Origin of the sequence: Actinophytocola sp., from assembly GCF_035634895.1 — a bacterium.
Classification (GTDB): Bacteria; Actinomycetota; Actinomycetes; order Mycobacteriales; family Pseudonocardiaceae; genus Actinophytocola.
Window position 1 is genome coordinate 25,440 of the sequence record NZ_DASQCC010000001.1, and the last position, 12,397, is coordinate 37,836.

A 12,397-nucleotide genomic window follows, 5' to 3' on the forward strand; every position below is an offset into this window, starting at 1 on the left:
GCCGCCCACGTCCGATCAGGCCCGGGCACCCGCCTGCGTCTGATCGGGTCCGGCACCTGTCCACGTCCGATCGGGCCGGGCACCAACCTCTGTCCGATCGCGGCGCCCGCCCAAGTTCGATCGGGCCGGGCTAGCGTCAAGGTCCATCGAAGCCCGGGCACCGCCTGTGTCCGAACGAGGCGGCCACCCATCCGCGTCTATCGGGCCGGGCGCCAGCCTGCGTCCGGACGAGGCGGGCACCCATCCGCGTCCGATCAGGCCGGGCATCCGCTCACCTCCCAGGAGCCGAGCGTAACCAGGTCTCCCTGACCAAATCCGGACTTCCGCCATTCGAACCCACGCCGCGCACTCTGGTCCGCGCTGGGCAGCCGCCCTCAACTTCCATCCCTGGCAAAGGAGTCGCATGAACCAAGCCCCTAACTGAACAAGGCACCGATCACTCGTCCGAGTGCGTCGGCACCTCACCTGAGGCCCATCTCAGCTCCGATGCGGGAATCTGACGACACGTACGTGTGTTAAATCCGCGTAGGGGGTGGGGGCGATGAACCACGACCCAGACTCGACACGGGCCCGCCGTGGCCCGTTGTTGCGTGGTTTCCTCGTGCTGACCGCCGTTCTCTCGGTGGTCTCCATCATCGCGATGGTCCGGTCCCTCGCGGCGATGACCTACCTCAACATCCACTTCCGCGCCGAGGTGGACCCGTACTCCCGTGCGGTGAGCTACTACGTGTTCTACGGCGACGGCCGTGAGGAGTTCGCGACGGCGGTGATCGTCCTCGCGGGTGGCACGTTGACCACGTTGCTCGGCCTACGGGTCGCGGGTCTGCGCCTCGGCGCACGAGCCGGGATGTTCTTCGGGGTGTGGTGCACGAGCCTCACGCTGTGCGCGATGTTCCCGACCGACAACAGCAAGTCGATCACCAGCGTGTCCGGCCTGATCCATCAGGTCGCGGGGGCGTCGCTGTTCGTGAGCCTGCCGCTGGCCGGCCTGGCGCTCGCGAAGCGCCTCGTCGCCGACCTGCACTGGGCGCGCGTCGGTCTGATCGTGCGGCGGATGGCGATGGTGGCGATGGGGCTGGCCGCGGTCTACCTGGCGACCAGACTGCCGGACATCTTCCCCGGACTGGCGATTCCCGGCATTCTGGACGGACGCGGTGTCTCCGGACTCGTGCAGCGCGCACTGTTCGGGCTGGAGATGCTGATGTTGATGGCGCTCGCGGTCCACCTGTTGCGGGTCACGGTCGGCGCGGCTCGCGAGCGTAGGGAGCCAGCGAGAGCCGAGGCCACCGGATGATCGCACTCGCCATCGTGTTCGCCGTGCTCGGCGCGTGTTGCAGCGCGGTCGGGGCACACCTGCAGCACAAGGGTGTGCGCACCGCGACCAAGGACACGGGGTTGCGTCTACGTGGTGCGGCGGCGCTGGTGCACAACCGCACGTGGCTGCTCGGGTTCGCGGTGCTGTTCGCGTGCGCGGTGCTGCAGATCCTGGCACTCGCGCTCGCGCCAGTGACGATCGTCGCGCCGATCGTCGTGCTCGCGCTGCCGGCGGTCGCCGTGCTCAACGCACGGTCCTCCGGCGAACGCCTCGACACGACGGCCATGATCGCGATCGGGGCGAGCACGCTCGGCGTCGCGCTGTTCGTCGCGCTGGCGTCCAGCCACGCGACGGCCGTGCACTTCCCGAGTTCGGCGGTGCTGCTCGCATGCCAGCTGACCGCGGGCGCGGTGGCGCTGTTCGGCGTGGCCGGGGCGCTGACCGGGGGCCTGGTCCGGTGCGTGCTGCTCGCGACGGGCGCGGGCAGCGCCTACGGGCTGGTGTCGATCCTGGTCCGCGACGTGACGTACACGTTCCAGACCGAGGGCGTACGCGGCATCCCGCCGCTGTCCATCACCGGGCTGGTCGTGACGTTCGCGATCGGGTCGTGGTTCGTCCAGCTCGCGTATGCCAGCGGGCCACCGGACATCGTGGTGGGCTGCCAGACGGTGCTGAGCCCGCTCGTGGCCACGGCCTTCGCGATCGCCCTACTGGACGAGACGGCCGACGCGGGCGGCTGGACCGGCGTGGGCCTGGCCGGCGGCGCCGCGGTGGCGGTCGTCGGCGTGGTGCTGCTCGCCCGCCACCATCCGGAAGCGACGTCCAGAGCGACCCCACACTCGGCCGAACGTCACCTGTTCCGCGCCATCTCCCGCCGCTGACAACAGCACCGGAAGGCGCGGCGATCCGCCCTGCCCGGAAAGATCGCCGAACGAACGACGCAGCCCGGCGCGAATGTCCCATTCGCCCGCACTGACCGGGTGAAAGTTATCCACAGCCCCCGCCGACCAGGGGTTTCGTCAGTGCCAGCCGGTAAAATGGGCATCGGGGCGGCCCCCGGGTTCGGGTGGGGGCTGCCTACGCAACCATCTGTGTTGGCGTTGATCAAGAAAAATCTGTGCTGAAGCGCGTCAGTAGTAGCTCCAGCCTTCGGGCCTGTTGCTCGCGGGGTAGGCGGCCGCCGCGGGTCAGGGTTGCCAGGCCGTGTAGGGCTGCCCAGAACAGTTCCGTCAGCAGGCCCGGTTCCTCGTTCGCGCGGGGGGTCACCACCGCCAGCAGTTCGTTGAAGGCAGCATGCAACGCCGGTGGGGCTTCGGGGGTGGCGAACGGTAGGGCCACCGCCTGGTTGAACATCGCGTCGTACAGGGCTGGGCGTTGGTCCGCGAAGGTCAGGTACGCCGTGCTCACCGCCGCCAGTGGGTCATCGGCCGCCTCGCGTGCCTTGCGTAGGTCCGCTCCCAGGTCGGCGAAGCCCTCCACCGCCACCGCGGCCATGATCGCGTCCTTGCCCTTGAAATGGCTGTACAGCACCGGCTGGCTGTACTCCACCTGCTCCGCCAGCCTGCGCGTCGTCACCGCCTCCCAGCCCTCTGTCTCGGCCAGGTCGCGGGCCGCCGTGACGATCAGCCTCTCGCGCTCCGCACGCTCGCGCTCCCGGCGCGTCTGAATGGACATGCTTCTGATCCTAGCGACGCTAGGCAAACTGTCGCCGTTATGCTAGCTTTGTTCTTGTTCCTAGCACTGCTAGCAAGCGGAGATCGAGATGCTCACCACCATCGCCTACGGGCTGGCCATCGTCCTTGACCTGATGATTCTCTTCATCGGTGGCCGCTTCCTCATCGTGCCCTGGGCAGCGGCCACCGCCTACGGCGTGCCGGCCACGCACGACCGGGCCTACCTCACGATCAAGGGTGTCCGCGACAGCAGCTACGGCCTCATCGGCCTTGCCTTGCTCGCTTTCGCCGGCGCGCAGGCAGAGGCCTGGCTCATGCTGCTCGTCGCGCTCGTGCCGCTCGGCGACACGGTCGTCGTGCTCCGCAACGGCGGCACCAAGGCCATCGCGTTCGGTGTCCACCTCGCGACCGCTGTGGTCGTGCTCGTCAGCTCGGCGCTGCTGTTCGCGTTGTGAGCCCGGGCAGGACGCCCGGGCTCACAACGAGATCACTCGGCGTAGGTCAGGTTCTTGCCCGTCGACGGGTCGAACAGCTGGATCTTGTCCGCGTCGAACCAGACCTCCAGCTCCGCGCCCTCCTTCGCGCCCGACGTGGCCGACAGCCGGGTCACCAGCTGCGAACCACTCGCCGGCACGTCCGTCGCGCCGGCGTCGGCCGCCAGTTCCTCCAGCTCGGCGGCCGTCGCGGCCTCGCCCTCGACCGTGAAGTAGGCGAACTTGTCCGAGCCCATCGACTCGAGTACGTCCACCGTCGCGGTGAAGGTGCTCCCGCCGGCGAGCGTGGTGTCGTCGAGGACCTTCGCGTCCTCGAAGTGCTCCGGGCGGATGCCCGCGATCAGCTCGCGTGGCGCGTTCGCCGTCTCAGCGAGCCGCCGCACGCGGTCGGACAGGGCGACCTGGCCGAGACCGGTGGACAGCTGGCCGTTCTCCAGCACGCCCGGCAGGAAGTTCATGGCCGGGGAGCCGATGAAGCCGGCCACGAACAGGTTCTGCGGGTTGTCGTACAGGAACTGCGGCGAGCCGAGCTGCTGAACGACACCACCGCGCAGCACCACGACCCGGTCGCCCAGGGTCATGGCCTCGGTCTGGTCGTGCGTCACGTAGACGGTCGTCGTCGCGAGCTGCTTCTGCAGCTTCGACACCGACGTGCGCATCTGCACGCGCAGCTTGGCGTCCAGGTTGGACAGTGGCTCGTCCATCAGGAACGCCTTGGGGCTGCGGACGATCGCCCGCCCCATGGCCACGCGCTGGCGCTGTCCACCCGACAGGTTCGCCGGCTTGCGGTCCAGGTGCTGCGTGAGATCCAGGATCTTCGCGGCCTCCTCGACCTTCTGCCGCACCGTCGCGTCGTCCACCTTGGCCAGCCGCAACGGGAACGCCATGTTCTCCCGCACGCTCATGTGCGGGTACAGCGCGTAGGACTGGAACACCATCGCGATGTCCCGGTCCTTCGGCGCCTTCTCGTTCACCCGCGCGCCGTCGATGCGCAGCTCGCCGGACGTGATGTCCTCCAGCCCGGCGATCATGTTCAGCATCGTGGACTTACCGCAGCCGGACGGGCCGACGAGGATGATGAACTCGCCGTCCGCGATCTCGATATTCACCTCGGACACGGCAAGGGCACCGTCCGGGTACCGCTTGGTCACCTTGTCAAGGACGATCTCAGCCATTTCCCTCAGCCCTTCACGGCACCCGACGTAAGCCCCGCGACGATGCGGCGCTGGAAGAACAACACGAACAGAATGATCGGAATGGTGATCACCACGGCGGCCGCGGAGATCGTCCCGACCGGGGCCTCGAACTGGGAGGCGCCCGTGAAGAACGACAGCGCGGCCGGCACCGTGCGCGACGCCTCGGTGGACGTCAGCGAGATGGCGAACAGGAAGTCGTTCCAGCAGAAGATGAACACGAGGATCGCGGTCGTGAACACGCCCGGCGCTGCCAGCGGGGCGATGACCCGCCGGAACGCCTGCGCGGGCGTCGCGCCGTCCATCTTGGCCGCCTTCTCCAGCTCCCAGGGGATCTCCCGGAAGAACGCCGACAGCGTGTAGATCGCCAGCGGCAGGGCGAAGGTGATGTACGGCAGGATCAGGCCGGGCCACGTGTCGAACAGGCCCAGGTTCCGCTCCATCTCGAACAGCGGCGAGACCAGCGACACCTGCGGGAACATCGCGATCAGCAGGGACACGCCGACCAGGAGCTGTTTGCCGGGGAAGTCGAGGCGCGCGATCGCGTACGCGGCCATCGTGCCAAGGACCACCGCGATCAGCGTCGCGATGATCGCGATGCCGATCGAGTTGATCAGGGCCCGGATGAACTCACTCGTCGTGAAGATGTCCTTGTAGTTCTGCCAGGTCCACGAGGTCGGCCAGAAGTACTTGTCGGTCTGTGCCTCCGGCGTCTTGAACGACAGGGAAAGCGTCCACAGCACGGGAACCAGCGCGTAGACCACCACCACGACGTCCACAAGGGTCCAGCGGGCCTTGCGGCCCGCGAGCGTGGGACCCGCGGACTTGGCACGCGCGGGCTTGGGCCGCTCGGTGGTGGGGGCAACAACGACGTCGGCCATCAGCGCCTACCTCCCGGGTCGCTGCCGGGCGCCGAGGCACCGAACAGCTTGACGAAGATGAACGCGATGATCGCCACCGCGATGAAGATCAGCACGGACATGGTCGACCCGATGCCGAGGTTCAACCCCTTGATCAGGTTGTTGTAGGTCTGCATGGACACCGACGACGTGTCGTTGGCGCCCTTGGTGAGCACGAAGATGTTGTCGAAGATCCGGAACGCGTCGAGCGTGCGGAACAGCAGCGCCACGAGGATCGCCGGCTTCATCACCGGAATCATCACCTTGGTGAACCGCTGCCACGCGGACGCGCCGTCCATCGACGCCGCCTTCAGCAGGTCGTCCGGCACCAGCGCGAGACCCGCCATCAGCAGCAACGCCATGAACGGCGTGGTCTTCCACACCTCGGCGAGGATGATGATCGCGAGCGACGCGACCCGGTCGGTGAGTGGGGCGTCGGCGCCGAACAACGCGGTGAGCCAGCCGGTGTCCGTGTTCCACGCGTAGAACCAGGAGAACGCGGCCACGACGGTCACGATGCCGTACGGGATGAGGGAAACCGTGCGGACCAGACCACGGCCGACGAGCGTCCGGTGCATGACCAGCGCGAGCAGCATGCCGAGCACCAGCTCGATCACCACCGAGATCACGGTGATCAGCGCGGTGACGCCGAACGCGGTCCACCAGTAGCCGTCCGACAGGACCGCCACGTAGTTGTCGAGTCCCACGAACTGGCGCTGGTCCGGGAACCGGAGGTCGTAACGCTGCAGGGACAGCCAGATCGAGTAGATGATCGGCCAGCCGGTGACCGCGATCATCACGATCGCGGCCGGCGCGCACAGCAGCAGACCGAGTCTGCGTTCGGCCTTCTTGCCCTCGGAGAGCGCCGGCTTCTTCCCCGGCGCCTCGGCCACCGGCGCCGGGGCGGTCTGGCTCTGCGCCGATGGTTCGCTCGCGAGCTCGCTCACGGCAACACCCCCTTGGAGTCCAGGGCCTTCTGCAACTGGTCACGCAGTTCGTCCGCGGTGGACTTCGGGTCGATGTCCTGCGGTGGCGAGAGCACCTTCGACGTGACCGTCGAAAGGTTCTGGTACACCACGGTCAGCGGGCGGACCGCCGCGTCCTGCAGTTCGTCGAGGATCGTCTGCCACATCGGGTACGCCTTGATGAAGTCCGCGTCGCCGGCGTCGTAGACCGACTCGATCGTGGGCGGCACGCCGTCGTTGATCGCCGAGTACCGCTGGCTCTCCGCGCTGCGCAGGCACAGTGCCGCCTCGAACGCCTCGGGCTTGTGCTGCGAGTACGCGCTGACCGCGAGGTTGTAGCCCCCGATCGTCACCTTGCCCGGCCCGTCGATGCCCGGGTACCGCGCCCACTTGAAGTGCTTGGCGCGCTCGGGGTTCCCGGTCTGCATGGCGGTGTAGACGTAGGGCCAGTTCAGTTCGAACGCGGCCTCGCTGTCCTTGGCCTCGAACGCCTGCTGTACCTGCTGCTCCTGCGTGTTGGTCAGCGACGGGTCGGTGATGCCCTGCGTCGTGACCTCCTTGAGCAGCTTCAGCGCGTCCACCGCGCCCTGGTCCATGACGACCTTCTTACCGTCGTCAGACAGGATGTGCCCGCCGTAGGAGGCGACCATCGTGTTGTAGGTGACCACGAGGCCCTCGTACTGCGCGCCGGTGAACACGACCCGGTACGGCTTGCCCTCGCTCTTGAGCCGCTTCGCCGTGGTGATGATCTCCGACCACGTCTGCGGTGGTTGCGGCGTCACCGAGTCGTCGTACCAGAGCAGCTGGACGTTGGTGTTCTTCGTCGCCGCGTAGAGCTTGTCGTTCCACATCGCCGTCTTGAGCGGCCCTTCGAGCACGCCGTCCTCGGCCTCGCTCTTGTTCGAGCCGGTCCACTCCTCGAGCCACTTCGCCTCGGCGAACTCCGGCACCCACGTGACGTCCAGCCCGAGAATGTCGAGATCGGAGTCGGCGGCCGCGAGTCTGCGGACCATCTGCTCGCGCTGGCCGTCGGCGTCGCGCGGCAACTTGCGGTAGACGATCTCGTAGCGTCCGTCGGCCTTCTGGTTGCACTGGTCGATGACCGACTGGAAGTGCTCCTCCGGCGCGTAGTAGACGTTGATTTCAGTGCCGCCGTCCGAGCCGCAAGCAGCGACCAACGGCGCCACGGCGAGTGCGACTCCGCTGACGGCGAGCATCCGCCATCGCATGAGAACCCTGCCTCCCTTCCCGCCTGCACGGGAGGCGCGGGGCACCTCGTCGTGCCTGGGGGATGCGTGTTTCACGGTGAACCGAACCTAGGCCTCATGATCACGGACCGCAACCTAGAGGAGCAACGATCCGGTCAAGGCCTGTAACGCTAGCGGGCCGCCCCGGGGATGCGTTGGTTGAGTCGGTGGATCCAGCTTTCCACCGACAAGGCGCCGGTTCGCCCTCGTACTGGACCACAAGGGCGGACCGGCAACGCCACCAGCGGGAAGCTGGGCCGCCGCACCAGCCGCCAGTTCCCAGCCCGGCCGCCAGCTCCCGCCCGGCAGCTAGTCCGTCGCGGGAGTTGGCCGCATCGCGAGCCTGGCGAGGAGGTCGCGGCCCTTCTCGGCGTTGCGTGGCTGGGCGAGCACGTCGTAGCGGCCGGCCACGAGCTGACTCGCCGACGCGATCTCCCGGCCCGCGCTCCGCGTGGTCGCGTACCCGACCGCGGCGAAGACCAGCCCGAAGACCACACCGGCCACCAACCCGACCAGGATCGGCGCGAACGACATGGTCTGTGAGCTGAACAGGCCGAGCAGCAGCCCGACGAACAGACCGAACCACGCGCCGGACAGCGCACCCGTCCCCAGCACCTTCGGCCAGCTCAGGCGCCCGATCACCCGCTCGACCAGCATCAGGTCGACGCCGACGATCGTGACCTCCTGCACGGGGAACTCGTTGCCGGCCAGATACTCGACCGCGCGATGGGCCTCCTGGTAGGTGCCGTAGGACCCGATCGGCCAGCCAGTCGGCGGGGTCGGCACCTTGGGGAGCGCCTGGCTCCCGCGTGCCCCTCCGGAGAACGAACCGGTCACCGTTGCTCACCTCTGTTCAGCAGTTGCCACCATCCTGCCAACACGAGGCAAACAGTGCTAACCCGACACCTACCCACCCCGCGAGTCCCGCGTTCAGACAGTGCGAGTCCCGCGTTCAAGCAGTGCGAACTGCGGTTTCGTGCACACGGACCTGCACTAAACCGCAGTTCGATGTGCCCGAACGCGGGACTCGGTGTGTGCGAACGCGGGACTCGCGGGGTCAGCGGGAGCGGTACTCGCGTAGCAGGCCTCGGCTGATGATCGTTTTCTGGATCTCGCTCGTGCCCTCGCCGATGAGCAGGAACGGGGCCTCGCGCATGAGGCGTTCGATCTCGTACTCCTTGGAGTAGCCGTAGCCGCCGTGGATGCGGAACGACTCCTGGGTGACCTCGGCGCAGTACTCCGAGGCCAGGAGCTTGGCCATGCCGGCCTCGACGTCGTTGCGTTCGCCGGAGTCCTTCAGGCGGGCCGCGTTCACCATCATCAGGTGGGCCGCCTCGACCTTCGTGGCCATCTCGGCCAGCTTGAACGCGATCGCCTGATGCTGCGCGATCGGCTTGCCGAACGTGCTGCGCTGCTGCGCGTACTCCACCGCCAGCTCGAACGCGCGGATCGCGATGCCGCACGCGCGGGCCGCGACGTTGACCCTGCCGACCTCGACGCCGTCCATCATCTGCGCGAAACCACGCCCCGGCGCGCCGCCCAGCACCGACGAGGCGCCGGTCCGGTAGCCGGCGAACACCGCCTCGGTCGTGTCGACGCCCTTGTAGCCCATCTTGTCGATCTTGCCGGGAATCGTCAGCCCCGGCGCCACCTCGCCGAACCCGGTCGGCTTCTCCACCAGGAAGGCCGTCAGGTTCTCGTGCGGCTTCTCCGCGCCCTCGTCGGTCCTCACCAGCACGGCGATCAGGTTGGAGCTGCCGCCGTTCGTGAGCCACATCTTCGCGCCGTCGACGACGTACTCGTCACCGTCGCGCCTGGCCCTGGTCTTGATCGCCGCGACGTCCGAGCCGAGGTCCGGCTCCGACATCGAGAAGGAACCGCGCACCTCACCGGTGGCCATTCGCGGCAACAGGCTCTGTTTCTGCGCGTCGGTGCCGTGCTGGCGAACCATGTGGGCCACGATGAAGTGCGTGTTGATCACGCCGGAGACGCTCATCCAGCCGCGCGCGATCTGCTCGACCACCAACGCGTAGGTCAGCAGCGACTCGCCGAGCCCGCCGTACTCCTCCGGGATGGTGAGGCCGAACAGCCCCATCTCCTTCATCCCGTCGACGATGTCCTGCGGGTACTCGTCCGCGTGCTCGAGGGCCTGGGCGTGCGGAATGATCTCCTTGTCCACGAAATCACGAACCGTGGCAAGGATTTCCTGCTGGATGTCGGTCAGGCCGGCGGTCTGAGCGAGGCGGGCCATCTTGGGCGCTCCCTCCCGGGCGACGGTGGTTACCGGCCAGTATCCACCGGTTAACGCTCGTTCGCGGGGAGGTTGTGCGCAGTACCACTAGAGACGGTACCCGCGCTCAGCCCACGCCGATCACCGCGGGAGAACCGCAGTCTCGGCACTCGTCGACGAGGACGTACACGTCGGCACCACAGTCACGGCAGGGACGGAAGCTGCGCTCGAACAGCTCGTCGCGGCGGGAACGGCTGAACAGACGTGGCCCACTTCCATCGTCCTTGCCGAGTCGATGCTTACCCATGCCCGACAGCTTCACCCGGAGGAGTGGGTGAGTGCCAAGTATTCGTCGTTATCTGTGCGTTATATCACGGCAACCTTCGACGATCCGTGACGTCGTTTTTCTGGAGGGTAGTAACTATTGCATAACGTAGTCACCTCACGACTCAGGAAACAGGCGGCCGAACACCTCGCCGAAGCCACCCTCGACGTGGACTTCGATCCGGCCATCATCGTCTCGCTGGGTGATCTGCTGGAACTGCCCGTCCTGCCACCAGTAGACATGCGGGCTGATCGGCCCGACCTCCATGTCGTACCCGGCCGCGGCGTTGCCGGCCATCGCGTTCAGCGCCTCGACCACGCTGGAGTCCCGCGGCACGTGGTACAGCAGCTGGTGCCGGAACGGCACCGCGACCAGCACGCCGTTGGGCAGGTGGGCCTCGCCGGTGGTGCGCAGCACGACGTCCCGCAGCACGAGCGCCGTGGACGCCATGAACATCGACCCGACGAGGATCTCCACACCGTCGTAGGTCGCGCGCTCGTCGGCCTCCTCGCGCCGCAGGTTGGCGAGGCCGGCCGACCGCAGCCGGCCGAGGCCGTGCTTGGTGACCTGCTCGTCGTTGAACGTGGCGACCGAGTCCGGCAGGTCGAGCGCCAGGAGCTCCAGCACGCCGGGCAGGGCCTCGCGGCCGTAGGACCACCAGTCGCCGTCGGGTAGCGCGCCCGCCTCGTACAGCCGCAGGTACGTGCGCTCGAGCAGGTCCTCGGTCGGCACGTCGAACTCGTCCGGCCCGTCGATGCTGGCGAGCAGGCGGCTGATGTGGTCGTCGACGATCGCCGGCCACTTCTTCGCCGACACGCGGGGGTCGGCGAGGCGGCGCGCGAGGCTGCCGAGCCCGAACTGGCGACCGTCGGCGTCCTCGACATGTCCGGCGTAGACGGTCACCTCGTAGCCGGCCACGGCCATGCTGCCGCGGACGAGATCACGAAGCCGCTGCGCGCGGCTCACCGTCAGTTCCGGCAGACCCTCGTCGGCCGGTTCGTCCGGTTCGCGGCCTCGGCTGAACAACCCCACCGCGTCACCCTATTCGGATGGTTTCTCCTCGGGCCTGGGGGCCAGCGTCGGGTGCCCGGTTCGTTCGAGGAAGCGGAGAAGCTCAACGGGGAAGGGCAACACGAGGGTCGAGTTCTTCTCGGACGCGACCTGTACGACGGTCTCCAGCAGTCGCAACTGGAGCGCGGCCGGGGTGTCGCTCATGACCCGGGCGGCGTCGGAGAGCTTCTGCGAGGCCTGGAACTCGCCGTCCGCGGAGATGATGCGCGCGCGGCGCTCCCGCTCGGCCTCGGCCTGGCGGGACATGGACCGCTTCATCGACTCGGGCAGCGCGACGTCCTTGATCTCGACCCGGTCGATGTGCACGCCCCACTCCAGGGCCGGACTGTCGATCATCATCTCGAGGCCCTGGTTGAGCCGCTCGCGGTTCGCGAGCAGGTCGTCGAGGTCGCTCTTGCCGATGATCGAACGCAACGAGGTCTGCGCGACCTGCCCGACCGCGAACCGGTAGTCCTCGACCTTGATCACCGCCGCGACCGGGTCGACCACCTTGAAGTAGACGACCGCGTCGACCCGCACGGTGACGTTGTCGCGGGTGATGCCCTCCTGCGCGGGCACCGGCATGGTCACGATCTGCATGTTGACCTTCTGCAGCTTGTCCGCGACGGGTACCAGCAACGCGAGGCCGGGTGCGCGGATGCCGGGCTGGACCCGACCGAACCGGAAGATCAGGCCCTGCTCGTACTGCTTGATCACGCGGACGCTGGAGGAGACTCCGATCACGACCACAACGAGGATCAGCAGGAGAATGTAGGCAACCATTGGCGCCTCCGCGGTCAACCACCCCTCGCAACCGATGCTACGCCCGGAGATGCGGGGAAAGCCGCAGAAGGATCCAGCCCGCATCCCAACTCACAAAAGCAAATCACCGACCCGAACGGCCGCTGTGCTCGCCGGGGGGACCCCTGCTTTCAGGCTACCGGGAGCCACCGACAATTCCGGGCCGTTGAACGCGCCGGCCAGCAGTTCCCCGAGCGAAAGGGAC

Annotated in this window: 13 protein-coding genes; 3 read left to right on the forward strand and 10 right to left on the reverse strand. The window is 67.7% G+C overall.

The window, feature by feature from the left end:
• Window positions 1–541 precede the first annotated feature (541 nt).
• A complete protein-coding gene (locus VET29_RS00130; RefSeq protein ID WP_324912898.1) occupies window positions 542–1,294 on the forward strand; it encodes a DUF998 domain-containing protein in 753 nt (250 codons plus the stop codon).
• A complete protein-coding gene (locus VET29_RS00135; RefSeq protein ID WP_324912901.1) occupies window positions 1,291–2,196 on the forward strand; it encodes a hypothetical protein in 906 nt (301 codons plus the stop codon). Before VET29_RS00130 ends, VET29_RS00135 begins: the two co-directional genes overlap by 4 nt.
• A 223-nt stretch (window positions 2,197–2,419) precedes the next feature.
• On the opposite strand, the gene VET29_RS00140 is transcribed toward VET29_RS00135, so the two are convergent.
• Window positions 2,420–2,989 carry a TetR/AcrR family transcriptional regulator gene (locus tag VET29_RS00140; RefSeq protein ID WP_324912906.1) on the reverse strand — a complete coding sequence of 190 codons (570 nt, stop codon included), beginning with the start codon at window positions 2,987–2,989 and terminating at the stop codon, window positions 2,420–2,422.
• A gap of 88 nt (window positions 2,990–3,077) precedes the next feature.
• On the opposite strand from VET29_RS00140, the gene VET29_RS00145 reads away from it, so the two are divergent.
• Complete coding sequence (locus VET29_RS00145) at window positions 3,078–3,443, forward strand: DUF4267 domain-containing protein (protein WP_324912909.1); 366 nt, start codon at window positions 3,078–3,080, stop codon at window positions 3,441–3,443.
• A gap of 32 nt (window positions 3,444–3,475) precedes the next feature.
• Here the strand turns inward: VET29_RS00145 and VET29_RS00150 are convergent, their stop codons facing one another.
• The 9 genes from VET29_RS00150 to VET29_RS00190 form a co-directional block, all read right to left on the reverse strand.
• Window positions 3,476–4,657 carry a sn-glycerol-3-phosphate ABC transporter ATP-binding protein UgpC gene (locus tag VET29_RS00150; RefSeq protein WP_324912912.1) on the reverse strand — a complete coding sequence of 394 codons (1,182 nt, stop codon included), beginning with the start codon at window positions 4,655–4,657 and terminating at the stop codon, window positions 3,476–3,478.
• A 5-nt stretch (window positions 4,658–4,662) separates the two neighbouring features.
• A complete protein-coding gene (locus tag VET29_RS00155) occupies window positions 4,663–5,556 on the reverse strand; it encodes a carbohydrate ABC transporter permease (RefSeq protein WP_324912914.1) in 894 nt (297 codons plus the stop codon).
• Window positions 5,556–6,467: a sugar ABC transporter permease gene (locus tag VET29_RS00160; protein WP_324913089.1), complete on the reverse strand. Its 912-nt coding sequence runs from the start codon at window positions 6,465–6,467 to the stop codon at window positions 5,556–5,558. The genes VET29_RS00155 and VET29_RS00160 overlap by 1 nt, the downstream gene beginning before the upstream one ends.
• Window positions 6,468–6,517: 50 nt before the next feature.
• A complete protein-coding gene (locus VET29_RS00165; RefSeq protein WP_324912917.1) occupies window positions 6,518–7,768 on the reverse strand; it encodes an ABC transporter substrate-binding protein in 1,251 nt (416 codons plus the stop codon).
• A gap of 327 nt (window positions 7,769–8,095) precedes the next feature.
• Window positions 8,096–8,623: a general stress protein gene (locus VET29_RS00170; RefSeq protein ID WP_324912920.1), complete on the reverse strand. Its 528-nt coding sequence runs from the start codon at window positions 8,621–8,623 to the stop codon at window positions 8,096–8,098.
• Window positions 8,624–8,843: 220 nt separating this feature from the next.
• On the reverse strand, window positions 8,844–10,037 hold the full coding sequence (locus VET29_RS00175; protein ID WP_324912924.1) for an acyl-CoA dehydrogenase family protein: 1,194 nt from the start codon (window positions 10,035–10,037) through the stop codon (window positions 8,844–8,846).
• A gap of 106 nt (window positions 10,038–10,143) precedes the next feature.
• Window positions 10,144–10,323, reverse strand: a complete 180-nt coding sequence (locus VET29_RS00180) for a hypothetical protein (protein ID WP_324912926.1) — start codon at window positions 10,321–10,323, stop codon at window positions 10,144–10,146.
• Window positions 10,324–10,458: 135 nt separating this feature from the next.
• Complete coding sequence (locus tag VET29_RS00185) at window positions 10,459–11,373, reverse strand: hypothetical protein (RefSeq protein ID WP_324912930.1); 915 nt, start codon at window positions 11,371–11,373, stop codon at window positions 10,459–10,461.
• Between the two features lie 9 nt (window positions 11,374–11,382).
• A complete protein-coding gene (locus VET29_RS00190; protein WP_324912934.1) occupies window positions 11,383–12,174 on the reverse strand; it encodes a slipin family protein in 792 nt (263 codons plus the stop codon).
• Between the last annotated feature and the right edge of the window lie 223 nt (window positions 12,175–12,397).